This is a genomic window from Mesorhizobium sp. B2-4-6, assembly GCF_006442775.1.
Lineage (GTDB): Bacteria > Pseudomonadota > Alphaproteobacteria > Rhizobiales > Rhizobiaceae > Mesorhizobium.
Window position 1 is genome coordinate 372534 of the sequence record NZ_VFVI01000001.1, and the last position, 22618, is coordinate 395151.

Annotated in this window: 27 protein-coding genes; 13 read left to right on the forward strand and 14 right to left on the reverse strand. The window is 63.6% G+C overall.

Annotated features, from left to right (window positions below; translation table 11 throughout):
- Nucleotides 1-149 precede the first annotated feature (149 nt).
- From FJ957_RS01805 to FJ957_RS01815, 3 genes are read left to right on the forward strand one after another with little or no spacing between them, the layout of a single operon-like run.
- Nucleotides 150-824: a DUF1285 domain-containing protein gene (locus FJ957_RS01805; protein ID WP_246685771.1), complete on the forward strand. Its 675-nt coding sequence runs from the start codon at nucleotides 150-152 to the stop codon at nucleotides 822-824.
- Entirely contained in the window at nucleotides 824-1456 is a 633-nt protein-coding gene (locus FJ957_RS01810) for a CoA pyrophosphatase (RefSeq protein WP_140827864.1), read from the forward strand. Before FJ957_RS01805 ends, FJ957_RS01810 begins: the two co-directional genes overlap by 1 nt.
- Entirely contained in the window at nucleotides 1453-2721 is a 1269-nt protein-coding gene (locus FJ957_RS01815; RefSeq protein WP_140827866.1) for a CCA tRNA nucleotidyltransferase, read from the forward strand. Before FJ957_RS01810 ends, FJ957_RS01815 begins: the two co-directional genes overlap by 4 nt.
- 22 nt (nucleotides 2722-2743) lie before the next feature.
- Here FJ957_RS01815 and FJ957_RS01820 read toward each other — a convergent pair whose 3' ends face one another.
- The 5 genes from FJ957_RS01820 to hemF all read right to left on the reverse strand — a co-directional run bounded on the left by FJ957_RS01820 (nucleotide 2744) and on the right by hemF (nucleotide 6521).
- Nucleotides 2744-3724, reverse strand: coding sequence for a S8 family serine peptidase (locus tag FJ957_RS01820; protein WP_140827868.1), 981 nt, complete (start codon nucleotides 3722-3724; stop codon nucleotides 2744-2746).
- A gap of 78 nt (nucleotides 3725-3802) precedes the next feature.
- Complete coding sequence (locus FJ957_RS01825) at nucleotides 3803-4381, reverse strand: hypothetical protein (protein ID WP_140827872.1); 579 nt, start codon at nucleotides 4379-4381, stop codon at nucleotides 3803-3805.
- A gap of 277 nt (nucleotides 4382-4658) precedes the next feature.
- On the reverse strand, nucleotides 4659-4844 hold the full coding sequence (locus tag FJ957_RS01830; protein ID WP_008877709.1) for a DUF1059 domain-containing protein: 186 nt from the start codon (nucleotides 4842-4844) through the stop codon (nucleotides 4659-4661).
- 242 nt (nucleotides 4845-5086) lie between these two features.
- Entirely contained in the window at nucleotides 5087-5347 is a 261-nt protein-coding gene (locus tag FJ957_RS01835; RefSeq protein WP_140645747.1) for a DUF1344 domain-containing protein, read from the reverse strand.
- Nucleotides 5348-5606: 259 nt separating this feature from the next.
- Nucleotides 5607-6521 carry an oxygen-dependent coproporphyrinogen oxidase gene (gene hemF / locus FJ957_RS01845; protein WP_140827875.1) on the reverse strand — a complete coding sequence of 305 codons (915 nt, stop codon included), beginning with the start codon at nucleotides 6519-6521 and terminating at the stop codon, nucleotides 5607-5609.
- 120 nt (nucleotides 6522-6641) lie between these two features.
- Between hemF and FJ957_RS01850 the strand changes: the two genes are divergently transcribed.
- Nucleotides 6642-6899: a hypothetical protein gene (locus FJ957_RS01850; protein ID WP_140645749.1), complete on the forward strand. Its 258-nt coding sequence runs from the start codon at nucleotides 6642-6644 to the stop codon at nucleotides 6897-6899.
- Between the two features lie 181 nt (nucleotides 6900-7080).
- Here the strand turns inward: FJ957_RS01850 and soxR are convergent, their stop codons facing one another.
- Together soxR and FJ957_RS01860 are read right to left on the reverse strand one after the other, a co-directional pair.
- Nucleotides 7081-7524, reverse strand: coding sequence for a redox-sensitive transcriptional activator SoxR (gene soxR / locus FJ957_RS01855; protein ID WP_140827877.1), 444 nt, complete (start codon nucleotides 7522-7524; stop codon nucleotides 7081-7083).
- A 147-nt stretch (nucleotides 7525-7671) separates the two neighbouring features.
- Nucleotides 7672-8130 carry a tRNA (cytidine(34)-2'-O)-methyltransferase gene (locus FJ957_RS01860; protein ID WP_140827879.1) on the reverse strand — a complete coding sequence of 153 codons (459 nt, stop codon included), beginning with the start codon at nucleotides 8128-8130 and terminating at the stop codon, nucleotides 7672-7674.
- Nucleotides 8131-8624: 494 nt separating this feature from the next.
- Here FJ957_RS01860 and FJ957_RS01865 point away from each other — a divergent pair, with 494 nt between their 5' ends.
- The 5 genes from FJ957_RS01865 to FJ957_RS01885 are packed head-to-tail and all read left to right on the forward strand — an operon-like array spanning nucleotide 8625 to nucleotide 13387.
- Complete coding sequence (locus FJ957_RS01865; protein ID WP_246674149.1) at nucleotides 8625-9041, forward strand: hypothetical protein; 417 nt, start codon at nucleotides 8625-8627, stop codon at nucleotides 9039-9041.
- A gap of 26 nt (nucleotides 9042-9067) precedes the next feature.
- Nucleotides 9068-10948 carry an ABC transporter ATP-binding protein gene (locus tag FJ957_RS01870; RefSeq protein ID WP_140827884.1) on the forward strand — a complete coding sequence of 627 codons (1881 nt, stop codon included), beginning with the start codon at nucleotides 9068-9070 and terminating at the stop codon, nucleotides 10946-10948.
- 40 nt (nucleotides 10949-10988) lie between these two features.
- A complete protein-coding gene (locus tag FJ957_RS01875) occupies nucleotides 10989-11186 on the forward strand; it encodes a hypothetical protein (RefSeq protein ID WP_140827886.1) in 198 nt (65 codons plus the stop codon).
- Nucleotides 11183-13066, forward strand: a complete 1884-nt coding sequence (locus FJ957_RS01880; RefSeq protein WP_140827889.1) for an ABC transporter ATP-binding protein — start codon at nucleotides 11183-11185, stop codon at nucleotides 13064-13066. The genes FJ957_RS01875 and FJ957_RS01880 overlap by 4 nt, the downstream gene beginning before the upstream one ends.
- 9 nt (nucleotides 13067-13075) lie before the next feature.
- Entirely contained in the window at nucleotides 13076-13387 is a 312-nt protein-coding gene (locus FJ957_RS01885; RefSeq protein ID WP_140827891.1) for a DUF6665 family protein, read from the forward strand.
- Here the strand turns inward: FJ957_RS01885 and FJ957_RS01890 are convergent.
- Nucleotides 13384-14238, reverse strand: coding sequence for an alpha/beta hydrolase (locus tag FJ957_RS01890; RefSeq protein WP_140827893.1), 855 nt, complete (start codon nucleotides 14236-14238; stop codon nucleotides 13384-13386). The two genes, FJ957_RS01885 and FJ957_RS01890, sit on opposite strands and share 4 nt — an antisense overlap.
- Before the next feature lie 81 nt (nucleotides 14239-14319).
- Nucleotides 14320-14664, reverse strand: a complete 345-nt coding sequence (locus FJ957_RS01895) for a cupin domain-containing protein (protein ID WP_140829472.1) — start codon at nucleotides 14662-14664, stop codon at nucleotides 14320-14322.
- Nucleotides 14665-14976: 312 nt separating this feature from the next.
- Between FJ957_RS01895 and petA the strand changes: the two genes are divergently transcribed.
- The 4 genes from petA to FJ957_RS01915 all read left to right on the forward strand — a co-directional run bounded on the left by petA (nucleotide 14977) and on the right by FJ957_RS01915 (nucleotide 18374).
- Complete coding sequence (gene petA, locus FJ957_RS01900) at nucleotides 14977-15537, forward strand: ubiquinol-cytochrome c reductase iron-sulfur subunit (RefSeq protein WP_112099424.1); 561 nt, start codon at nucleotides 14977-14979, stop codon at nucleotides 15535-15537.
- Nucleotides 15538-15553: 16 nt separating this feature from the next.
- Nucleotides 15554-16855, forward strand: coding sequence for a cytochrome b N-terminal domain-containing protein (locus FJ957_RS01905; RefSeq protein WP_140827895.1), 1302 nt, complete (start codon nucleotides 15554-15556; stop codon nucleotides 16853-16855).
- A gap of 21 nt (nucleotides 16856-16876) precedes the next feature.
- Nucleotides 16877-17731, forward strand: coding sequence for a cytochrome c1 (locus FJ957_RS01910; protein WP_140827897.1), 855 nt, complete (start codon nucleotides 16877-16879; stop codon nucleotides 17729-17731).
- 97 nt (nucleotides 17732-17828) lie between these two features.
- Nucleotides 17829-18374: an adenine phosphoribosyltransferase gene (locus tag FJ957_RS01915; protein ID WP_140827899.1), complete on the forward strand. Its 546-nt coding sequence runs from the start codon at nucleotides 17829-17831 to the stop codon at nucleotides 18372-18374.
- Between the two features lie 73 nt (nucleotides 18375-18447).
- On the opposite strand, the gene FJ957_RS01920 is transcribed toward FJ957_RS01915, so the two are convergent.
- From FJ957_RS01920 to pth, 5 genes are all read right to left on the reverse strand, one after another.
- Complete coding sequence (locus FJ957_RS01920; RefSeq protein WP_140827903.1) at nucleotides 18448-18918, reverse strand: MaoC family dehydratase; 471 nt, start codon at nucleotides 18916-18918, stop codon at nucleotides 18448-18450.
- A complete protein-coding gene (locus FJ957_RS01925) occupies nucleotides 18918-19385 on the reverse strand; it encodes a MaoC family dehydratase (RefSeq protein WP_140827906.1) in 468 nt (155 codons plus the stop codon). The genes FJ957_RS01920 and FJ957_RS01925 overlap by 1 nt, the downstream gene beginning before the upstream one ends.
- A gap of 114 nt (nucleotides 19386-19499) precedes the next feature.
- Nucleotides 19500-20474, reverse strand: a complete 975-nt coding sequence (corA, locus tag FJ957_RS01930; RefSeq protein WP_140827908.1) for a magnesium/cobalt transporter CorA — start codon at nucleotides 20472-20474, stop codon at nucleotides 19500-19502.
- 134 nt (nucleotides 20475-20608) lie between these two features.
- Nucleotides 20609-21712, reverse strand: coding sequence for a redox-regulated ATPase YchF (gene ychF / locus FJ957_RS01935; protein WP_140827910.1), 1104 nt, complete (start codon nucleotides 21710-21712; stop codon nucleotides 20609-20611).
- A gap of 92 nt (nucleotides 21713-21804) precedes the next feature.
- Nucleotides 21805-22527, reverse strand: a complete 723-nt coding sequence (gene pth / locus FJ957_RS01940) for an aminoacyl-tRNA hydrolase (RefSeq protein ID WP_140827915.1) — start codon at nucleotides 22525-22527, stop codon at nucleotides 21805-21807.
- Nucleotides 22528-22618 lie beyond the last annotated feature (91 nt).

Here is a 22618-nt window from a genome sequence, read left to right on the forward strand (position 1 = left end):
TCGATCCTTGTGGTTGGAAATACCGGCCTGCATTCTCAATGCCGCAGAATGCCGCGATTCGGCCTCGCCTGGCGCCCGTATTCGAACTTAAATCACAGACTTGGACGGACAAGGCTGACAATCGGGACAACAGTGACTATTTCGTGACCATGGCCGAACGCAGCGAACATCGTGAACAAACACCGGGCGAACGGAGCCCGGGCGAGCAGAGCCCGGGCGAGCAGAGCCTGACCGGCGCCACCGAGGCGCGCGGCCTGGAGGCGCTGATCTCGCGCGCGGCCCGGGCCGGCAAGGGGCCGGCGCCGGTCGAGCGCTGGAATCCGGAATTCTGCGGCGATCTCGACATGGAGATCAAGGCTGACGGGACCTGGTTCTATCTCGGCACGCCGATCGGCCGCATGCCGCTGGTGCAGCTCTTTTCCAGCGTGCTGCGCAAGGATGCCGACGGAAAGACCTACCTTGTGACGCCGGTCGAGCGGGTCGGGATCCGCGTCGTCGACGCCCCCTTCATCGCCGTCGAAATGAACGTGTCCGGGAGTGGGAACGACCAGGTCATCACCTTCCGCACCAATGTCGGCGACGTCGTCGCCGCCGGCCCCGGCCATCCGCTGCGCTTCGTCGACGAAGACGAAACCAGCGGACTGAAGCCCTATGTGTTGGTGCGCGGACGGCTGGAAGCTCTGGTGGCGCGGCCGGTGATGTATGAACTGGTCGAGCATGGCGAGGAGATCGACATCGACGGAAAGACGATGTTCGCCGTCCGCTCGGGCGGGGAGGTCTATCCGATCATGCCGGCCGAGAAACTGAAGCGGCTGAGCGCGTGATGGACCAGGTGACGCCGGCGCCGTTTTCGATCGCTGACTTTCGTGCCCGCGTCGCGGCGCAGGCGGCAATCGTCCCCGGCGACGATTTCGGCGACCATCGCTTCAATTCCGGCCATCCCAGGCTCAAACATGTCAAGCCGCTGCGCGACGCGGCGGTGCTGATTCCGGTGATCGACCGTGCCGAGGGCGCCATGGTGCTGCTCACCAAGCGCGCCGAGAAGCTGCGCAGCCATTCCGGCCAGGTGGCTTTCCCAGGCGGCACGATCGATCCGACCGATCCCGGCCCCGAGGCCACGGCGCTGCGCGAGACCTTCGAGGAGATCGGCCTCGAGCGGGATTTCATCGAGATCATCGGCCGCATGCCCGACTACGTCTCCGGCAGCGGCTACCGCATCGTGCCGGTGCTTGCCATCGTGCGGGCGGGTTTTTCGCTGACGCTCAATGCCGACGAGGTCGATGCGGCCTTCGAGGTGCCCCTGAGTTTCCTGATGGACCCCGCCAACCACGCGCGCGACAGCCGTTTCTGGAACGACCTCGAATGGTTCTTCTACGATATGCCCTATGGCGGCCAGCGTATCTGGGGCGTCACCGCCGGCATCGTCCGCACACTCTATGAAAGGCTCTATGCGTGAGCGCTGAGGTGTCTCTCTCGGGCAGGGCCGATTGGCTGGCCGAAAAGCATCTCCAGAAGCTTCTTGCCGTGCTGAAGGAGGGCGGCGACGAAGCGCGTATCGCCGGCGGCGCGGTGCGCAACACGCTGATCGGCCAACCGGTCGCCGACGTCGACATTGCCGCGACCACGGTGCCCGAGGAAACGATCAGACGCGCCAAGGCCGTCGGCTTCAAGACGGTGCCGACAGGCATCGATCACGGCACGGTCACGGTGGTCGCGGGCGGCAAGCCCTATGAGGTGACGACGCTGCGCGCCGATATCGATACCGACGGGCGGCGGGCAAAAGTGATTTTCGGACGTGACTGGAAAGCCGACGCCGAGCGGCGCGACTTCACCATCAACGCCCTCTATGCCGAAGCGGACGGCACGGTCGTCGACCTGGTCGGCGGCATCGCCGACATCGAAGCGCGGCGGCTGCGTTTCATCGGCGACGCGGAGGCGCGCATCCGCGAGGATTATCTGCGCATTCTGCGCTTTTTCCGCTTCTTTGCCTGGTATGGCGAAGGACGGCCGGACGCGGAAGGGCTGAAGGCCTGCGCCAGGCTGAAGGATGGGCTTGCGCGACTTTCGGCCGAACGCGTCTGGTCCGAACTGAAGAAGCTCTTGTCGGCTCCGGATCCCTCGCGCGCGCTCTTGTGGATGCGACAGGCTGGCGTGCTCACCGCCGTGCTGCCGGAAAGCGAGAAATGGGGCATCGACGCCATCCATGGCCTGGTCAAGGCTGGAGAGGATCTCGGCTGGATCGCCGATCCGGTTCTGAGGCTGGAGGCGATCGTCCCGCCCGATGTCGTGCGTATGAAGACGCTTGGCGAGCGGCTGCGACTTTCGAATGAGGATGCCGATCGCCTGCGGCATTGGGCGCTGACCGTTGCGCCGGATGCCAAGGCGACCGAGACCGAACTGGCCAAGAAACTCTATTACGGCGATCGCGACGGCTATCTCGACCGTATTCGTCTGGCGCTTGCCGCCGCGCGGACGCGTGCCGTCGAGGACAATCAGGCGATGATGGAAGCCGGCGGCTTTTCACGCCTGCTCAATTTCACGCTGAAATGGGAAAAGCCGGTGTTCCCGATCAAAGGCGCCGACCTGACCGAGCTTGGCGCGTCGCCGGGACCCAAACTCGGCGCCACGCTGAAGAACCTCGAGAAGGAATGGATGGAGTCTGGCTTCACCCTGGAACGCGGCGCGCTGATGGAACGCGCCGCGCAGGCGCTGGAGCTTTAGACGGCCGGAACGCCGGCGCCCGTCAACGTATCGCAACGGGAGCCAGGGCGCGCGAGAGGCTTGCCTCGCCTTTGCCGTAGATGGACGGGTCGTAATTGACCAGCGTGTCGGTGCGGGCCGTGTTGAGCAGGTCGTTGGTGATCTGAACCGGCGTCGCCTTGGCGAATTTGCTGCCGATGATCGCGGCGTAGCCCGAGATGATCGGCGCGGCGAACGAAGTTCCGTAAAGACCGGTCTTGCTGCCCTCGACGCCGACCACCAGGAAGTGGCTCTGCACGAGCGGGTTGGAGCCGGCATAGTCGGAATACCAGGCTAACTGAGCCTTGTTGGCCGTCGTGCCGTTGGTCGAAAGCGCGCCGACGAAGATCGCCGTCGATTTGCCGATCAGGGCAAGGTCGAGGTAGTCCTGCTGCCCGCCCGTGACCCCACCGACAGCGACCGCGTCGTTGCCGGCTGCCTTCGAGACGATCGCAGAGCCTCTGGTTGCATAGGAGATGATCGACGCCTCCTCCGGGGCCCAGCCGATCTGGTTCACGCCGTAACCCGCGGTGGTGTACATGCCGTAGCTGAGGTTGAGCACGTTGCGGCCGGCGGCCAGCGGGACGGCCGTGCCCGTCGAGAAATCCTTGGAGCGGATGGTCGCCGCGGGAGCGATCATGCCAGCCTCCTCGCGCGTCCATTCACCGTGCCGCTGGGTCTGCACGCCGATGCCGAAATTGCCGGAAAAGCGGGACGAACTGCTGAAGTCGTCGACCATCGTGATGGTGACGCCCTTACCCTTGTAGCCGGCTGCCCACGCGGCGCCGACGTCGGGGCTCATCCAGCTCTGCACGGCTTGCGTCGTCCGCGCGACCGGGATCGTTGCGCTCACGCAGATCGACCCGCCACCATGGCAGAGTGCAGCCATTTCGTCTGGGCTCAGAGCTTCCTGAGCCGATGCCATCGGCGCCGAAAGGACGGCGAGGGCAGCGGCGAGGCCGAACTTCAAGGACTTAACCGACATGTTCATTCTCCAGTCAGACAGAACCAGGACGGACGATCGTGAGTTTCGGGACAAGATGAATTCATTCGCGGCCTCCGATCAGAAAGTGAGACGATAGTTCAGCCAGAGATGCATGCTCTCCGGCTTCGCGCTGACCAGATACTTCAGCGTTTCCTCGGGGGCCGTCTCGCCCGCCGCCAGCCGGCAGTTGACGCTGTAGGTTCCGAACTCGCCGTAGTCGGCCTCGCAAGGCTTTTCGGTCAGGTTGCCGCCGATGACCGAGGTGACCGAAAGGGACAGGGTGCTGTTCGGATTGGGATGGACCTGAGTGAGAAAACCAAGCTTGAGGCTGGGCTCGATGCTGTATTTCTCGCCTTGCTCCCCAGTGCCAAATCCCCAGAGAAAGCCGGTATCGGGCGTGATCTGAGTGAGGAAGTCGACATGCATGTCGACCCAGCTCGCGTGATACCAACGGCCGAAGGAGACCCAGCTTCCGCTCTGCAACTCATAGCCGCCGTTGCCGAGGCCCCTGGCGCGGTCGCTGAGCGGAGAACCCTGATGGATATCGACGAGCGAGGTGGTCCATTCCTGCGCGGTCGCAGCGGACGCCAAGAGGAAGGCGCACGACAGGAGCACCGCCGTGCAGAGACCGCCTCGGATGTTGGACCGCTCGCGCATGCGCGAAGCACCTCGCCCCACCATTCCGGACAGCGCCTTGATGGCGAAGGGCTTCAGCCGCCTCTGGCCGGATCATGCGCGGGAGAATCGCACGCAGACCGTTACCGCCAGGTTATCTAAGCTGTTACGAATATAAGAATTCGCTGGAATTACGCATAAACAGTGCCTTCGCCGGCGATCGAAGGATCGCCGGCGAAAGGGCGGGATGCGCCGGAAGCAACGATCCGTCATCGTGCCTGTCGGCCGGTGACGTTTGGAAGCCTGCGATCTGGCCCGATCAGGCGGCGTCGCGAACTTTCTGGATGCGCGAGCGGATCGCCTCGATCATGGTCTCGCGAATAACGGTCTCGCCATGCGTCTCGCGCATATGCTCGACGGCCCGGCGCATGACCTCCGCTTCCTCGTCGGCGCGCGTATGCCAGTCACAGCCGGGAACCAGCGATCCGCATTGGAATTCCTTCATGACTCTTCCTTTCCTAGCGCGGGTGGTTCGACCTTGGCCGGCCGGCCGCCCTTGATTTTTTTCTTGGCAGTCCGGGAGGGAAACGGCGGCGCGCCTCTTCCGGTGCTCTGCCGGACTACCATAACACGTGTCGGACGGTTCGGTTGCATCGAAAGTCCCCAACCCCGGAATGGAAGGAAAGGCGGAGCGCCATGCCCCGCCTTTCCCTGCTGCCTGAGAACTGGGCCTTCAGAGCAAGGTCGTTACTTCATGATCTTGACGGCCTCGGCGATTTTGTTCTTGCCGCTCATGTCCCAGGACACGCGGACTTTCTCGCCGGCCTGAACGCCGGGATCCTTGAAGGCCTTGGACAGCTTGAATGTCGACCCATCGTCCAGAACAAGGCTCATGGCCGTTCCATCAAAGCTCTTGACGGTGCCGGTGGTGTGCTTCACCGCCGCGAACGCGGCGCCACCGGAGGCGAGAAAGGCGGCGGCTGCCGCCGTCACGATAAGCTTGCGCATGGCATGCTCTCCTGGAAACAAGGGCACCCGTTTGGGAGGGCACCCCTCCTGGTCAGGGCCGTCAAGTCGCGTCGGGTCACGGCCGGCGGAGACAGGTGATCTCCGCTTCGACCGCCGGCGCTTCCCGACCCGTCGGCCTTAATTAGCTCAATTTTTTCAAAAGGATATTAGACGAAAAAGATATCGTCCCTGCCACATTGCCTGCCAAGATTCGGCGAATGGGACAGCAATGCGGCCATGGCCGGGGCTCACCGGATCGTTACGGCCATTTTACCTCGGGCGGCAGGCTGGACAGGATCGAGGCGACATTGCCGCCGGTCTTCAGCCCGAAGATGGTGCCGCGGTCGTGAAGCAAGTTGAATTCGACGTAGCGGCCGCGCCGGATCAGCTGTTCGTCACGCTCGCCGTCGGTCCAGTCCTGGTCGAAGTTGCCCCGCACCAGATGGGCATAGACGACGAGAAAGGAGCGTCCGACATCCTGGACGAAATTGAGATCGGCATTCCAGCCGCCCCTGTCCTCGTCCGAATGCAGCCAGTCGAAGAAGATGCCGCCGATGCCGCGCGCCTCGTTGCGATGCGGCAGGAAGAAATACTCGTCGCACCAGGCTTTGAATTTGGGATAGTCGGCGACGGCGGCGTTCTTCTCGCAGGCGAACTGCATGGCGCGATGGAAGGCAATCGTGTCGGGATCGTCCTGGGTTCGGCGACGGTCGAGCACCGGCGTCAGATCCGCGCCGCCACCGAACCACTGGCGCGTGGTGACGACCATGCGCGTGTTCATGTGCACGGCCGGCACGTTGGGGTTCCAGGGGTGGGCGATCAACGAGATGCCGCTCGCCCAGAAACGCGGGTCTTCTTCGGCGCCGGGAATCTGTCTCCTGAACTCGGGCGAGAATTCGCCATAGACGGTCGAGGTGTGAACGCCGACCTTCTCGAAGACGCGACCGCGCATCATCGACATGGTGCCGCCGCCGCCACGGCCTTCGTCGCGCTCCCAGGGGGTCTTCTCGAAATGGCCGGGCGACCATGATGCTTGCGGGCCGGTGAGCTCCTGCTCAATCTGCTCGAAGGTGACGCAGATGCGCTCGCGCAAGGCCTCGAACCAGAGGCGGGCCTTCATCTTCTTCTGCTCGATGTCGGCCGGCAGGCCCACCGGAAGATCAGGTCTTTCCAATTCGGTCTCCAGTCACAGGCTCACTTGCCTGACAAATGACTCGTTTTTTCTGCGCGCGATCCCTAATCTCTTAAGGACAAGGGTCAAGTCCTGTCTGATCCAGGTGCAAGGAGTTCCTTCGTGCGCACCCCGGCAAGACCGCCGCTGGATGGCTTGAAGAAGAGGCTGGAGCGCTCACGGGCTGAGCGCGAAAACCAGCCGCGCGACGGTTTCTTGCGCGAAACCTTCGTGCTGCCGCGCCCGGATGCGCGCCTCAAGGCCAAGGAGTGGTTCGAGCGTTTTCCGAAACAGGCCTACTGGACCGAGATCGAAAGCTGGTTCGAACGTCCAGGCGACGTGATCGAGTTCACCATGCGGCGGCTGCCGGCGGCCGATTAAGGTGCATTGATATGTAGGTGAGGCCGGCCTGCAAACGGCGGCTTCCTGCGCTTCCGGTGCTCACGTACTTTAAGTACGCTCCGCTCCGGTTCTCGGAAGTCACCCAGTTTGGTCGCTTCGCGCCCGTCTTCGACTCCGGCTCGGCCTGACCTGAATCTCAATGCACCGTGGCGCCAGACCGTCAGCGCACCGCCAGCCGCCTCGCACCTGTTCCCTCCCGGGCCAGCCGGTCTTCCTTGTTTCTCAGCGGACATTTGTCGATCGACATGCAGCCGCAGCCGATGCAATCGGTCAGGCCGTCGCGCAATTTCTTGAGCTGGGCGATCTTCTGGTCGAGTTCGTTGCGCCAGGCCGTTGAAAGCACGTTCCAGTCCTCGCGCGTCGGCGTGCGTTCTTCGGGCAGGGACTGGAACGCCTGGGCGATCCCGGCGAGCGAGATGCCGACTTCCTGGGCGACGCGGATGATCGCCACGCGGCGCAGCACGTCGCGGCCGTAGCGCCGTTGGTTGCCCGAAGTGCGATGGCTGCGGATCAGCCCGCGGGCCTCGTAGAAATGCAGCGCCGATACCGCCACGCCGCTGCGCACGGCCACCTGGCCGACCGTCAATTCCCGCATCGGAGCCATTTTCAAATTCCGCTTGACCTCAAGTTAGGTTGAGCTTGTAGCCAAGAAAAATCGATAGGGCAAATGCAGGAGAAGGCGATGTGCGCCTGGACGAAAATGACGGCGGAAGGGGTGGCGGTTCGGGACAGCGAGGAAACCCGGCGCGTCCTAGCCGAGCTGGCGCAGCGCTTCGCCCGCGACCATGGCGACCGAGAGCGCGACATTGATGCTGCGCGCGCCGGACCGCATCGGAATGGTCAGTCGCGCGTCGGCCGCCCGGTGGACTTCTTCCGTCACGCCCGCGGATTCGCGGCCGAACAGCAGAATGTCGCCGGCGGCAAAGGCGAAGTCCGTATAGGCGCTGGTGGCCTTGGTGGTGAGCAGCACCAGGCGACGCGCATGCGCCTTCCGCCATTCCTCGAAGGCGTGCCAGTCGGCATGGCGGGAAAGCGCCGCCATTTCGAGATAATCCATGCCGGCCCGTTTCAGCGCCCGGTCGGAGAGCGGGAAGCCGGCCGGCTCGATGATATCGACACCGATGTCCAGGCAGGCGGCGAAGCGCAGGATTGTCCCGGTATTGCCGGCGATATCCGGCTGGTAGAGCGCGATGCGGAGACGATCGTTCATTTCCGCATCCTGCTAATAAGTGGCAGATCGGCCACAGGAACCTCCGGCTTTTGGCGATTTCTGGACTGGCGGGTGGCCATTTTCTGCGAAGTCGAGTATATGCCCACCATCGTCAACCCGAACCGAATGGAGGGGAACACATGATGACCATGCACATCCAGCTCCTCTCCGGGGCTCACATATGCCCGCAGGCGGTTTCGGTACGACGATTCTTCTGACACTTTAAGTCCTCATCGCACCGATTCCCGCCGAACCCACTTTTCGGCCTTCGAAGGAATCTTGCGATGTTTTTCAAATTGCCAAAGGGGCGCCGCGCCCCCGCTGAACGTGTCAAGACCGATGCTTGCCATCGTGTCAAGACCGACGGTTGCCGTCGTGTCGAGGCTGACGCTCGTCGTCCGGTTCCGGCCGATTCGATCCGCGCCTTCGGCCGAATGCCGGTGGTCGAGGCCGCATCACCCTTTTTAACGCATTTGCATATGGAGGACGGACCGATGTTCGATCCCTACAAGATACCGGGGTCAAGAAGCCTGCATGAGCGCAAGGTGGCTACTTGGGCGCTGCTGATCGGCGAGACCTATTCGTCGGCGGTGCATGCCGAGGAACGGCGCAGGCCGCATCGCGGCATGCTGCCGGACGTCGATTTCTCGCGCGCGGTGCCCGACCACAGCCGGCCCACGCTGGTGCGCCGGATCATCCGTTTGATCCGGCCGGGCGACAGGAACCGGGCAGGCTCCGGCCTTTCGTCGGGAACCTCGGGGCCGTCAGGATCGTCAAACGAGCCTGTCGGCGAAATGCCGGCGACACCCTATATTGCACGGGATAGGACCGGCGATACGGATGATTCCGTGTCGCCGGCCCGCAATGCCGCGCGGCCGCAAAGCCTTGCCCATCAATCCCGCGCCGCGTGAGCGCACAGATAAGTCGAGTGCCTGGAATGTTCCGCTGGTTTGAAAACAGGCTCGATCCGTTTCCCGCCGCGGAGCCGGTCGAGCCGCCGAAGACGCTGGTCGCGTTTTGCGTGCATTACACGCGCGGCGCCTGGCCCTACATCATCGTCGATGCGATGCTGGTGACGGCGATCGCCTTCACCGAAGTCTGGATGTTCGGCTTCCTCGGCCGCATCGTCGACTGGCTGTCGGCGCAGAACCGCGAAACCTTCCTGCAGACGGAGATATGGAAGCTCGCCGGCATGGCTTTCGTCGTGCTGTTCGCGCTGCCGGGCACGGTATGGCTGCATTCGCTGCTCAACCAGCAGACGCTGATGGGCAATTATCCCATGCGCATCCGCTGGCAGGTGCATCGCTATCTGCTCAAGCAGTCGATGGCCTTCTACCAGGACGAGTTCGCCGGCCGCATCGCCACCAAGCTGATGCAGACGGCGCTCGCCGTGCGCGAATGCGTGATCAAGCTGATCGACGTGCTGAACTACGTCATCGTCTACTTCCTCGGCATGTTGTTCATCGTCGGCTCGGCCGACTGGGGGCTCGCCGCACCGCTCGCCCTCTGGCTGGTCGGCTATATCGGGCTCTTGCGTTTTTTCATTCCACGGCTCGGCAAGGTCGGCGAGGAGCAGGCCAATGCGCGCTCGACCATGACCGGCCGCGTCGTCGACAGCTACACCAACATCCAGACGGTGAAGCTGTTTTCGCATGCGCGGCGCGAGGCAACCTTCGCCAGGGAAGGCATGGCGAGCTTCCTCGACACCGTCTACCGCTCGATGCGGCTGGTGACGGTGCTCTACGGTCTGCTCTACATTTTGAATTCGCTGCTTCTGTTCTCCGTCACGGCAATCTCGCTGTGGCTTTGGCTGGGGCAGGCGGTGACGATTGGCGCCGTCGCCGTGGTCATAGGCCTTGTCCTGCGAATGTGGGGCATGTCGCAATGGATCATGTGGGAGATGTCCGGGCTGTTCGAGAATATCGGCACGGTGCAGGACGGCATCCAGTCGATCTCGCTGCCGCGCCTGGTCGAGGACAGGCCGGGCGCCAAGGACATCAGTGTCAGCCAGGGCGAGATCCGCTTCGACGACATCCGCTTCCACTACGGCAAGCAGAAGGGGGTCATCGAGAACCTGTCGCTTACCGTGAAGCCCGGCGAGAAGGTCGGCATCGTCGGCCGCTCAGGCGCCGGCAAGTCGACGCTGGTCAATCTGCTGCTGCGCTTCTACGACCTGGAAAGCGGCAGGATCCTCGTCGACGGCCAGGAGATCGCGGCGGTGACGCAGGATTCCCTGCGCGCGCAGATCGGCATGGTGACGCAGGACACCTCGCTGCTGCATCGCTCGGTGAGGGAGAACATCCTCTACGGCCGGCCAGACGCGACCGACGAGATGCTCACCGAGGCGGCGCGCCGGGCGGAGGCGCTCGATTTCATCGGCGGGCTTTCGGACCACAACGGCCGCAAGGGCTTCGACGCCCATGTCGGCGACCGCGGCGTCAAACTGTCCGGCGGCCAGCGCCAGCGCGTCGCGATCGCCCGCGTCATGCTGAAGGACGCGCCGATCCTGATCCTCGACGAGGCGACCTCGGCGCTCGATTCGGAAGCCGAGGCCGCGATCCAGGAGAACCTCTACAAGCTGATGCAGGGCAAGACCGTCATTGCCATCGCGCACCGTCTGTCGACCATCGCGGCGATGGACCGGCTCGTCGTCATGGACAAGGGTCGCATCATCGAGGAAGGCTCGCATGAGGAACTCGTCGCCAAGGGCGGGCTCTACGCACAGCTCTGGCAGCGCCAGTCCGGCGGCTTCCTGCTCGATGACGCGCCAACCGAGGTTGATGCCAAGGCGCCGGAATCCGAGATGGCAGCGGAGTAACGCGATCGCGATTGCAGTTTCCGGCGTCTATGAGAGACAAATGCTCGACCGCATCTTCACCTGGTTCGAAAGCCGTTATTCGCCGGTGGCGCTGGCCGAAGACCGGCAGCCGCCAATGGGGCTTTGGCGGTTCTACTGGTATTTCATAAGACAGTTTCGCACCGCCTCGGGCGGGTTCCTGCTGGAGGAAAAACCGGTCGCCGACGATCTGGCGACGAAAGGTGAAGCCGCCGAATGATGCAGGCCATCTATCGCTGGTTCGAGCGCTGGGTCTATCCGTTCCGCGAGCCGGCGAGTCTTCGGCCCCCCGCCAGCGTCGGCGGCTTCCTGTGGCATTATGTCGGGCAGGCGAAACTCGCCTTCTTCGCCATGCTTATCATCGGCGGCATCGCGCCGCTGGTCGAAGCCGGCTTGTTCTATTTCGTCGGAAGGCTGGTCGATATCCTCGACCAGCTGCCCGGCGAGCGCAGCTGGCACGCGCTTTGGGCTGCCGCTGGGCCAGAGCTCTTGTTCATGGGCGCGGTCGTGCTCGTCATCCGCACCGCCGTCGTCGGCCTTTCGGCGCTGGTCGACGAACAGACGATCACGCCCGGATTCTACAATCTGGTGCGCTGGCAGGCGCACCGGCATGTCTCGCGCCAGTCCTACGCCTTCTTCCAGAACGATTTCGCTGGCCGCATCGCGACAAAAGTCTGGCAGGCAGGGCAGGCGACCGGCGACCTGATGGAAAGCTTCATCGAGGTCGTTTGGTTCATGATCGTCTATACGGTGACGACGCTGGCGCTGGTCGCGGGGCTGGATCTGCGGCTGGCGGTGCTGGTGGTGATCTGGATCGCCGCGTTCGGCTGGCTGGCGAAACTCTATCTGCCGGCGATCCGCAAGCATGCCGAGGCGACGGCCGAGGCCGGCTCGATGATCACCGGCCGTATCGTCGATTCCTATTCCAATGTGCAGACGCTGAAGCTGTTTTCGGCCGACGGCGACGACCGCTATATCCGCAACGGCTTCGACATCTATCTCGACGCGCTGCGGCCGTTCACGCGCCGGCTGACCGGCGTGCGCATGGCGCTGACCATGCTCTCCGGCATCATGATCACCGCGATCGCAGCCTTTGCCATCTATCTCTGGGTCGAAGGCTCGATCACGGTCGGCGCCGTTGCCTTCACGCTGTCGCTGGTGCTCAGGCTCAACATGCTGCTTGGAAGGCTGATGATGCAGCTCAACGGCATCCTGCGAAACCTCGGCGTGCTGGAGAACTCCAAGGCGCTGATTTCGCAGCCGTTGGGCCTGACCGACGCGCCGGACGCCAAGGAACTGGTCGTCACCGGCGGCCGCATCGAGGTCAGGAACGTCACCTTTCATTACGGCAAGGGGCAAGGCGTGCTCGACGGCATCGATCTCGTCGTGCGTCCGGGCGAGAAGGTCGGGCTGGTCGGCCCGTCGGGCGCCGGCAAGACGACCTTGGCCAACCTGATTCTGCGCCTCTACGACCTGGAGGGCGGCCAGATCCTGATCGACGGCCAAGACATCGCCGGGGTCACGCAGAACTCGCTGCGCGGCAATATCGGCGTCGTCAGCCAGGATACCGCACTTTTCCACCGCTCGCTGCGCGACAACATCAAGCTCGGCATGCCGAATGCCACCGACGCGCAGGTTATCGCCGCGGCCAGGAAAGCCGAGGCGCATGACTTCATCCTGGGACTGCGCGACAACCGCGGCCGCGCCGGCTACGAGGCCTATGTCGGCGAGCGCGGCGTGAAGCTGTCCGGCGGTCAGCGGCAGCGCGTCGCCATCGCGCGCGTCTTCCTCAAGGATGCGCCGATCCTCATCCTCGACGAGGCGACCTCGGCGCTCGATTCGGACATCGAGGCGGCGATCCAGGAGAATCTGACCAGGCTGATGGAAAGCAAGACCGTGATCGCCATCGCGCACCGGCTGTCGACGATCGCGGCGCTCGACCGGCTGGTGGTGCTCGACGGCGGCCGCATCGTCGAACAGGGCACGCATGACGAACTGGTGGCGCTCGACGGGCTCTATGCGCGGCTCTGGAAACGGCAGTCCGGCGGCTTCCTGTTCAACGAGGAAAGCGCGCTGGAAGAGACGCGGCCGGCGGAGTAGAACGACGTCATGTCGGTACGCATGCCCACCAATTTCGGACGGTCAGGCGCGCAGGAGAGCGCGCTCGACCTGCTCGGCCACGAAATCCTCGCCGAGAAAGCCGCGGCGCTCGGCCGCACCGGCCGGCGTGTCGAGGAAAGCCTTGCCAAGTTGCGCGAGAGCGGCGGGGGCGAGCACCGCAACCGGCTGCTGAAGGAAGCGGCGGCGGCCGTCCACGCCTACTTCATCCAGCGCGAGCTTTGCGGCCTGCGCAAGCATGATGCGGTGATCCGCGAATACGACATCCCGCGGGCGGTGCTGGTCAGGCTCGGCGCCAGCTAGGCGCCGTTTTCCTGGCGAAAGCGCCCCAATCGCGCAGCAAGGGCTCCGGGATTCTCGTCGGCGACGAAGTGGCCGCTAGCCGGGATGATATCGCCTTCGACATTGGACAGGCCTGCTGCCTTCAAGCCGTCGAGATAGTCGGCGATGTCGCCGGATTCGGCCGAACCCCTGAGATAAAGAACCGGCGTGGTGATCGGCATCGCGGATGGGCGGGAATTGACCTTGGCGTCCTCGGCAAAGGCGCGGTACCAGTCGAAGCCGGCCTTGAGGCTTTCCGGCCGCGAATAGGCCTTTGCATAGATGTCCCTGGCTTCTGCGGGGATCGCGGTCTTTTCCTTGGAAAGGATATCGAAGAAGAAATCGAAATAGGCGCGCTCTTGGCCGCCTACCAGCATCTCCGGCAAAGCCGGGATCGCATGAAAGGCAAAATGCCAGATATGCGGATTGCGGATGACATTTTCCCACGGCGCCACGCCGGGGACGACGACGTCCATGATCACGGCGCCGGATAATTCCTCGGGCATGTCGCGCAACAGCGCGAATACGATCTGGCCACCGACGTCATGACCGGCGACGATGACCTGCCGCAAGCCGCAAACGGCGATCAGGCCCTTCATCAGTCTGGCCAGATATGCCTTTTCTCCAGTCTGGGGCGCTCCGCGTGAACCGCCGATGCCCGGCAGGTCGGGCGCGACCACGCGCTGGTCGCCGGCCAGCCGGTCGGCGATTGCCTCAAAAGCATGGGAGCTTTGCGGCCAACCATGCAGCAGCAGAAGGCCGGGCGCATCGGGTGGCCCTGCGTCCCGGATCGCGATAGCCAGCCCCTCGACCTCAACGGTGCGCAGTCGCATGCTTCGTCTCCATCGATGCCAGATCGATGGAACTAGGCTGCAATCAGGCTTTGGACAGGCCCAGTCCGGCGATCGAAAGAATCATTCCAGCCACTCGGTGATGAAGTGGCCGTTCTCGTGGATGTCGGTGCTTTCGAGCGGGCCGGGGCCGAGATTGGTGAATTTGTGCGGCGTGTCGGGCGGCACGATCAGGATCTGGCCGGCCGTGGCCTCGATTTCGCGGTCGCCGATCGTGAACAGGCCGGTGCCGGAGCGGATGACGAAGATTTCCGCATAGGGGTGCTTGTGCAGGCGCGGGCCGCCGCCCACCGCCGGCTGGTAGTTGAAGATCAGGCAGGAATTGGCGCCGAATTGGCCGCATTGCAGCTCGCCTTTCCAGCGGTCGGGGGCGTCGGCCCAGCTGTCGCGTTCAATGACATGCGCCATGGCCGGACAATAGACCGGACCAGGAGCCGATGTCGAGGCGAACACCGGCCCGGGTTCCCCCCGGATTTCCCGCTGTTTCACCCTGTCCGGGCGCCGCGCGGGGATGCGCCGGCCACGGCCGCCGCACATCCCCGCGACAATCTGCCCTTGTGCCTTCACCCGACTGGACAAAAACGGGCCGCACGCATAAACCGAAAATCCAAATGCCGGAGGAATTCGCTAGCCTGTTCGCCATGCGCTGTCGGGCAGGTGCGATTGAGCGGGGACAAGGCTCGGCCTCCGGTTAGGAAGAGGCGAAAGGATCAGGCACCCGTGAGCGCAACCGACATCCACGATCCCAACCGTCGCGATTTTCTCTATGTAGCCACCGGCATGGCCGCCGTTGTCGGCGCGGGAGCCGTCGCGTGGCCGTTCATCGACCAGATGCGCCCCGACGCCTCGACGCTGGCGCTGGCCTCGGTGGAGGTCGACGTCGCCTCGCTGCAGCCCGGCTCTTCGCTGATCGTCAAGTGGCGCGGCAAGCCGGTGGTGGTGCGAAACCGCACCGAAAAGGAAATGAAGGACGGCGAGGCCGTCAACCTCGCCGATCTTAAGGACCCGATCGCGCGCAACGCCAACCTGCCCTCCGACGCGCCGGCGACCGACGCCAACCGCACCACGCCCGGCAAGGAAGCCTGGATGGTGATGGTGCAGGTCTGCACCCATCTCGGCTGCATCCCGCTCGGCCAGGAAGGCGATTTCGGCGGCTGGTTCTGCCCGTGCCACGGTTCGCAGTACGACACCGCCGGCCGCATCCGCAAAGGCCCGGCGCCGGAGAACATGGCGATCCCGGTATTCAAGTTCATTTCCGATACCAAGATCCTTATCGGTTGAGGCAGGGGATATTTCGATGAGCGAGGGACACTCGACCTATACGCCCAGGACCGGTATCGAGCGCTGGTTCGACGCCCGCATGCCGCTGCCGCGGCTGATCTATGACAGCTTCGTCGCCTATCCGGTGCCGCGCAACCTCAACTACATGTGGACGTTCGGCGGCATCCTGTCGATCATGCTGGTCGCGCAGATCCTGACCGGCATCGTGCTGGCGATGCACTACACCTCCGACACCAATCTCGCCTTCGATTCGGTCGAGAAGATCATGCGCGACGTGAATTCGGGATGGCTCTTGCGCTATCTCCACTCCAACGGCGCCTCGTTCTTCTTCGTCGCCGTCTACATCCACATCTTCCGCGGCCTGTTCTACGGCTCCTACAAGGCGCCGCGCGAGCTCCTGTGGATCCTCGGCTGCATCATCTACCTCCTGATGATGGCGACCGGCTTCATGGGCTACGTGCTGCCCTGGGGGCAGATGAGCTTCTGGGGCGCTACCGTCATCACCGGCTTCTTCAGCGCCATTCCGCTGGTCGGGAACTGGATCCAGGAACTGCTGCTCGGCGGCTTCGCCGTCGACAATCCGACGCTGAACCGCTTCTTTGCGCTGCATTACCTGTTGCCGTTCATGATCGCCGGCGTCGTCGTGCTGCACATCTGGGCGCTGCATGTCGTGGGCCAGTCGAACCCGACCGGCATCGAGGTCAAGTCGAAGACCGACACTGTCGCCTTCACGCCCTACGCCACCATCAAGGACGCGTTCGGCATGATCGTGTTCCTGTTCGTCTTCGCCTATTTCGTCTTCTACCTGCCGAACTTTCTCGGCCACCCGGACAACTACACGGTCGCCAACCCGCTGAAGACGCCGGCCCATATCGTTCCGGAATGGTACTTCCTGCCGTTCTACGCGATCCTGCGCGCCATCACCTTCAACGTCGGCCCGATCAACTCCAAGCTCGGCGGCGTGCTGTGCATGTTCGGTGCGATCGCCATGCTGTTCCTGGTGCCGTGGCTCGACACCTCCAAGGTGCGCTCGGCGGTCTACCGTCCGTGGTACAAGCTGTTCTTCTGGCTGTTCGTCGCCGACGCCATCCTGCTCGGATGGCTGGGCTCGCAGCCGGCGGAAGGCAGCTACGTGTTCATGGCGCAGATGGCGACGCTGTTCTACTTCGCCTTCTTCCTGATCATCATGCCGGTGCTCGGCCTGATCGAGACACCGCGCAGGCTGCCGAACTCGATCACCGAGGCGGTGCTGGAAAAGAACAAGGGCGGCAGCGGACATCCGGCAGGCGCGACCGCCGCGCCGGAAACCAAAGGCTGAGGATCTGAGGGGATTTTGGGTATGAAGAAGATTCTCGCCTCGCTGGCGCTGCTCGGCCTGGTGGTTGCGGGTACCGCGGCCATCGCCGAGGAAGAGCAGAACCCGGCCGCGCCGACGCATTTCCCGATCAACGAACCGAAGGAAATGAGCTGGAGCTTCGCCGGTCCGTTCGGCACCTATGACAAGGCGCAGCTGCAGCGCGGCCTCAAGGTCTACAAGGAAGTCTGCTCGGCCTGCCATTCGATGAACCTGGTGGCCTTCCGCACGCTGGAGGGGCTCGGCTATTCGGAAGCGCAGATCAAGACGCTGGCCGCCGAATACACCATCCATGACGGCCCGAACGACGCCGGCGACATGTTCGACCGTCCTGGAAAGCCCTCGGACCACTTCCCGGCGCCGTTCCCGAACGAGCAGGCCGCGGCCTCCGCCAATGGCGGCGCCGCCCCGCCGGACATGTCGCTGCTCGCCAAGGCGCGCGGCGTCGAGCGCGGCTTCCCGCGCTTCATCTTCGATATCTTCACCCAGTACGCGCAGGGCGGCCCGGACTACATCCACTCGCTGCTCACCGGCTACGATCAGACGCCGCCGGCCGGCATGGTGATCCCGGAAGGCACGCACTACAATCCGTACTTCCTGTCCGGCTTGTCGCTGAAGATGCCGAAGCCGCTCTCGGACGGTCAGGTGACCTATGACGACGGCTCGCCGCAGACGGTCGACCAGTATGCCCGCGACGTCTCGGCCTTCCTGATGTTTGCCGCGGAGCCGCATCTGGAGGACCGCAAGAAGACCGGTTTCCGCGTCATGATCTTCCTGCTGCTCTTCGGCGCATTGGTCTACATGACCAAGCGCAGGGTGTGGGCCGACGTGGCGCACTGAGGCGCCTTGCTTCCAGAAAAATGCAAGGGCGCCGAATGGCGCCCTTTTCTTTTCGGCCGCTTGTCGGCAAAACTGTGCGGCAACGGATCAACCGCCCATGAAATCCTCGCTCGAAGATACGCTGCTTGCGGCCATCCGCACCATTCCGGATTATCCCAGGCCCGGCATCCTGTTTCGCGACATCACCACGCTACTGGGTGACGCGCGCGCCTTTCGCCGCGCCATCGACGAGCTGGTCCATCCCTATGCCGGACTGAAGATCGACAAGATCGCCGGCATCGAGGCGCGCGGCTTCATCCTGGGCGGCGCGGTGGCGCACCAGCTTTCGGCGGGCTTCGTGCCGATCCGCAAGAAAGGCAAGCTGCCTTATGAGACGGTGCGCGTGGCCTACAGCCTCGAATACGGGCTGGACGAGATGGAGATGCACAAGGACGGCGTCTCGCCGGGCGAGAAGGTGATCGTCGTCGACGACCTGATCGCCACCGGCGGCACGGCGGAAGCCGCGGTGAAGCTTCTGCGGCAGATCGGCGCCGACATCGTCGCGGCCTGCTTCGTCATCGACCTGCCGGACCTCGGCGGGCGCAAGAAGCTGGAAGCGCTCGGCGTGCCGGTGAGGACGTTGATCGGGTTCGAGGGGCATTAGGAAGTAGTGAATAGCGAGTAGTGAGTAGTGAGTAGTGAGTAGTGAGTAGTGAGTAGTGACTACTCACTACTCACTATCCCACCTTCACCAGAACGGCGCTATCGAACTCAATCACCTTGTCGCCGGTCGAATCGAAACCTTCCGAACGCAGCGTGAGAAGGTTCCAGCCTGGACGCCCGGCAAGCGGACGGTGCGCCAAGGCGGTGCGCGTGAAGGTCACCGTCTCGCCGGCATAGACCGGCTTCAGCCATTTCAAATTGCGGAAGCCGGGCGAGGGGCCGAATTCGGGCTGCGGGCCGGGGCCGGTCCAGCGCACGCCCTCGGTCTCCATGCGTTTTTCCAGGTTGTATTTCATCCAGGTGGCGGCGGTGTGCCAGCCCGAAGCGCAGAGCCCGCCAAGCACGCTTTTCTTCGCCGCCTCCTCGTCGACATGGAAGATTTGCGGATCGTATTTCCTGGCGAACGCCTTGATCTCGTCGGCCTCGAATTTGTGCGAGCCGAGCGTGACGGTCTGGCCGATCAGGAAGAATTCGTCCAAAGTCATCATAGGCCTCGTGCGGCATCACGCGCGAGGAACATACCGGTGTTCTCCAGCTCGAAGACGCTTTCCCCGTGCTGGTTGACGAGCTCACTGCGCATGGTGATCAAGCCGAGCTGCGGCCTCGATTTGGACTGGCGCTTGGAAAGTATGGTGACCATGCCGCGCAGGGTATCGCCGGCCAGCACCGGCTTCTTCCATTTCACATGCTCGATGCCGGGCGACCCTTGAGAGGTCGAATCGAGCAGGAAGGCATCGCACAGCATGCGCATGAACATCGCGCAGGTGTGCCAGCCCGAAGCCGAAAGCCCGCCAAGGATGCTCGCCTTGCCGGCTTCCTCGTCGAGATGCATCGGCTGGGCATCGAACTCGCTGGCGAATTCGATGATTTCGGCGGCACTTACGTCCTTGCTGCCGATGTCGAGCGAGGCGCCCTCGACGAAATCCTCATAGGCCCAGGTCTTTCCGGTCATGCTGACAATCCGGTTGACGAATGCGCGATCCCGCGGGTCGGGCACCTCGGATGAAGGCCAATGGCGATTTGGTCAAGTGATTTCTGGTAAGCCAGCCGTCGCCGGCCGACGCCGTCAGAGCCAGCCGCGGCGGCGGAAATACCAGAAGGGCAGGATGGCCGAGACCACCATCAGGGCGATGGCGAAGGGGTAGCCGAACTCCCATTTGAGCTCGGGGATGATGTCGAAGTTCATACCGTAGATCGAGGCGACAAGCGTCGGCGGCAGGAAGATGACGGCGGCGACCGAGAAGATCTTGATGATGGCGTTTTGCTCGATCGAGATCATGCCGAGCGTCGCATCGAGCAGGAAGGAGATCTTCTGCGACAGGAAGGTGGCGTGGTCGGCGAGCGAGAGCACGTCGCGCGACAGCGTCTTGATGCGGGCGCGCACATCCTTGCTCATCTTGGTCTGAGCAGCGACATGGGCGAGAAAGCCGGCAAGGCGCTGCAACGAAATCAGGCTGTCGCGAACGGAAGAAGCGATGTCCTCCTTGCGGCCGATGCCTTTCAGGAGCTCCTGGAAATCGCGGTTGCGCTTCGAGGCCTTGGTCGAGCGCGCCTCGAAAATGTCGCGCGAGATCGCTTCCACCTCGCGGCCGGCGCGCTCGAGGATGTCGGCCAGGCGGTCGACGATCGCTTCCAGCAGGCCAATCAGGATGGTGTCGCCGCTGGTGCAGCCGGTCGCCACCTTCTCGGCGCGCAGTGGGAAGGTCTTGAAGGCCTTCGGCTCGTGATAGCGGATGGTGATCAGCCTTTTGCCTGCCAGCGCGAAGGTCACCGGCGACATCAAGGGATCGTCCGCCTCGGTCTGCGCCGGCAGCACGGCAGTCATGAAGTAGCCGCCATCCTCGATATAGAGGCGGCTCGAAATCTCGATCTCCTCCATTTCCTCGCGGGTCGGGATGGCAATGCCCAGCCAGCTCTCGATGCGCGCCTCTTCCTCCTTGGTCGGGTTGAAAAGGTCGGCCCAGACGACCCTGTCGCCATCGACCGCAAGATCCTCGGTCAGGCGCAGGCGATCATTGTCGACGACGAAGGTTTTTATCATCGCCGGGTCTCCCTTGCTGGAAAGGGTTTCGTTCGATTGTACCGGGATTGCCGGCGAAACACCGCCTGCAATAGCCGACTAGCCCGTGATATCACAAGGTCAAGACAGCGGCCGGCGGTGGTGCCGGAAGCAAATCAGGTGTTGAACTTGAACAGCATGATGTCGCCGTCCTGGACGACATATTCCTTGCCTTCGTCGCGCGCCTTGCCGGCTTCCTTGGCCGCCGCTTCGCCGCCCAGCGTGACGAAGTCGTTGTAGGCGATCGTCTGGGCGCGGATGAAGCCGCGCTCGAAGTCGGTGTGGATGACGCCGGCCGCCTGCGGCGCCTTATCGCCCTTGTGGATCGTCCAGGCGCGCGTCTCCTTCGGCCCCACGGTGAAATAGGTGATCAGATGCAGAAGCTCGTAGCCGGCGCGGATCACCTTGTTGAGGCCCGGCTCATCAAGGCCGATCGAGGCAAGGAACTCCATTTCCTCTTCATCGGAAAGCTGGGCGACTTCCGCCTCGATCGCCGCCGAGATCACCACCGTGCCGGCGCCTTGCGCGGCGGCCATCTTCTCCACCGCCCTGGTGTGCTCGTTGCCGGTGGCGGCGTCCGCCTCGGAGACGTTGCAGACATAGAGAACGGGATGCGAGGTGAGCAGGTTCAGCCCTTGCAGGATGCGCAGGTCCTCCTGCGCGATGCCGTTGAGCAGGAAGCGTGTCGGCTTGCCGGCCTGCAGCAATTCGAGCGCCGCCTCCATCATCGGCAGGACGGCCATGGCTTCCTTGTCCTTGCCGGCGGCGCGCTTGCGGATCTGGGCGATGCGCCGCTCGAGGCTTTCGAGGTCCGCGAGCATCAGCTCGGTCTCGACCGTCTCGGCGTCGGCAACAGGATCGATGCGGCCTTCGACATGGGTGATGTCGTCATCCTCGAAGCAGCGCAGCACATGCACGATCGCGTCTACCTCGCGGATGTTGGCGAGGAACTGGTTGCCCAGCCCTTCGCCCTTGGAGGCGCCGCGCACTAGGCCGGCGATGTCGACGAAGGAGATGCGGGTCGGGATGATCTCCTTCGACTTGCCGATCGCCGCGATCTTCTGCAGGCGCGGGTCAGGCACCGCCACCTCGCCGGTGTTCGGCTCAATGGTGCAAAAAGGATAGTTGGCGGCCTGCGCGGCGGCCGTCCTGGTCAGCGCATTGAACAGCGTCGACTTGCCGACGTTGGGCAAGCCAACGATGCCACATTTGAAACCCATGTTCGTCCAGTCCTGTCGGAATTCGATTTTGGTGAGGGCTATGGGCGATAGGGGTGACGAACGTCAAGCCCTATGCGAGCCTTGTTCGAGGCTCACTCCTTGCCGAACAGCTTCTTCAGCATGGCGGCCATCGGGCCGCTTTCTGGAAGTTTTGCCGCCGGCTGCTGCGGGCGCGCCTGGCGGACATGGCTTTGCTGCTTCGGCGGCTTGGGCGGCGGGCGGTCGTCATCGCCGGTCGGTACAAGCTTGTCGCGGAGCGCCAGCGTGACGCGGTTCATGAACGAGCTGTCGTCGCCCTTGGCCAGCAGACCGGCGTCGTCGGCGATGGCGTCGAGCAGGACGTCGAGCCATTCGCGATCGGCCTTGGCGAAATCGCCGAGCACATGGCCGTGCACCATCTCCTTGACGCCGGGATGGCCGACGCCGATGCGCACCCGGCGATAGGCGTTGCCGACATGCTGGTCGAGCGAACGAATGCCGTTGTGGCCGCCGGAGCCGCCGCCGATCTTGACCCGGAGCTTGCCGGCGGCAAGGTCGATCTCGTCGTAGAAGACGGTGAGGGCGGCCGGTTCGAGCTTGTAGAAGCGCATCGCTTCGCCGACCGACTGTCCGGAGAGGTTCATGAAGGTCTGCGGCTTGATCAGCAGCACCTTCTCGCCGCCGAGCGTGCCTTCGCAGATCAGGCCCTGGAATTTTCGCGACCAGGGAGAAAAGGAATGGCGGCGGGCAATCGCGTCCGCCGCCATGAAGCCGACATTGTGCCGGTTGTTTTCGTATTTCGCGCCCGGATTGCCGAGGCCTGCAAAGACAAGCATCGCCGCCTCCGGACTTAGAGCATGATGCCGAAAAGTGTGAAGCGGTTTTCGGAAAACATCATGCTCTATTTCTTTGATCTAGAGCCGGATG

What these genes read in the sequence shown, in the direction of transcription:
- pth (WP_140827915.1), bottom strand. Translation starts at nt 22,527, where the DNA reads ATGCTTGTCTTTGCAGGCCTCGGCAATCCGGGCGCGAAATACGAAAAC.
- FJ957_RS01880 (WP_140827889.1), top strand. Translation starts at nt 11,183, where the DNA reads ATGATGCAGGCCATCTATCGCTGGTTCGAGCGCTGGGTCTATCCGTTC.
- FJ957_RS01895 (WP_140829472.1), bottom strand. Translation starts at nt 14,664, where the DNA reads ATGGCGCATGTCATTGAACGCGACAGCTGGGCCGACGCCCCCGACCGC.
- FJ957_RS01805 (WP_246685771.1), top strand. Translation starts at nt 150, where the DNA reads ATGGCCGAACGCAGCGAACATCGTGAACAAACACCGGGCGAACGGAGC.
- corA (WP_140827908.1), bottom strand. Translation starts at nt 20,474, where the DNA reads ATGATAAAAACCTTCGTCGTCGACAATGATCGCCTGCGCCTGACCGAG.
- FJ957_RS01875 (WP_140827886.1), top strand. Translation starts at nt 10,989, where the DNA reads ATGCTCGACCGCATCTTCACCTGGTTCGAAAGCCGTTATTCGCCGGTG.
- FJ957_RS01920 (WP_140827903.1), bottom strand. Translation starts at nt 18,918, where the DNA reads ATGACTTTGGACGAATTCTTCCTGATCGGCCAGACCGTCACGCTCGGC.
- FJ957_RS01890 (WP_140827893.1), bottom strand. Translation starts at nt 14,238, where the DNA reads ATGCGACTGCGCACCGTTGAGGTCGAGGGGCTGGCTATCGCGATCCGG.
- FJ957_RS01825 (WP_140827872.1), bottom strand. Translation starts at nt 4,381, where the DNA reads ATGCGCGAGCGGTCCAACATCCGAGGCGGTCTCTGCACGGCGGTGCTC.
- FJ957_RS01860 (WP_140827879.1), bottom strand. Translation starts at nt 8,130, where the DNA reads ATGAACGATCGTCTCCGCATCGCGCTCTACCAGCCGGATATCGCCGGC.
- FJ957_RS01870 (WP_140827884.1), top strand. Translation starts at nt 9,068, where the DNA reads ATGTTCCGCTGGTTTGAAAACAGGCTCGATCCGTTTCCCGCCGCGGAG.
- soxR (WP_140827877.1), bottom strand. Translation starts at nt 7,524, where the DNA reads ATGGCTCCGATGCGGGAATTGACGGTCGGCCAGGTGGCCGTGCGCAGC.
- FJ957_RS01885 (WP_140827891.1), top strand. Translation starts at nt 13,076, where the DNA reads ATGTCGGTACGCATGCCCACCAATTTCGGACGGTCAGGCGCGCAGGAG.
- FJ957_RS01810 (WP_140827864.1), top strand. Translation starts at nt 824, where the DNA reads ATGGACCAGGTGACGCCGGCGCCGTTTTCGATCGCTGACTTTCGTGCC.
- FJ957_RS01925 (WP_140827906.1), bottom strand. Translation starts at nt 19,385, where the DNA reads ATGACCGGAAAGACCTGGGCCTATGAGGATTTCGTCGAGGGCGCCTCG.
- ychF (WP_140827910.1), bottom strand. Translation starts at nt 21,712, where the DNA reads ATGGGTTTCAAATGTGGCATCGTTGGCTTGCCCAACGTCGGCAAGTCG.
- FJ957_RS01835 (WP_140645747.1), bottom strand. Translation starts at nt 5,347, where the DNA reads ATGCGCAAGCTTATCGTGACGGCGGCAGCCGCCGCCTTTCTCGCCTCC.
- FJ957_RS01905 (WP_140827895.1), top strand. Translation starts at nt 15,554, where the DNA reads ATGAGCGAGGGACACTCGACCTATACGCCCAGGACCGGTATCGAGCGC.
- FJ957_RS01830 (WP_008877709.1), bottom strand. Translation starts at nt 4,844, where the DNA reads ATGAAGGAATTCCAATGCGGATCGCTGGTTCCCGGCTGTGACTGGCAT.
- FJ957_RS01865 (WP_246674149.1), top strand. Translation starts at nt 8,625, where the DNA reads ATGTTCGATCCCTACAAGATACCGGGGTCAAGAAGCCTGCATGAGCGC.
- FJ957_RS01915 (WP_140827899.1), top strand. Translation starts at nt 17,829, where the DNA reads ATGAAATCCTCGCTCGAAGATACGCTGCTTGCGGCCATCCGCACCATT.
- FJ957_RS01820 (WP_140827868.1), bottom strand. Translation starts at nt 3,724, where the DNA reads ATGTCGGTTAAGTCCTTGAAGTTCGGCCTCGCCGCTGCCCTCGCCGTC.
- FJ957_RS01910 (WP_140827897.1), top strand. Translation starts at nt 16,877, where the DNA reads ATGAAGAAGATTCTCGCCTCGCTGGCGCTGCTCGGCCTGGTGGTTGCG.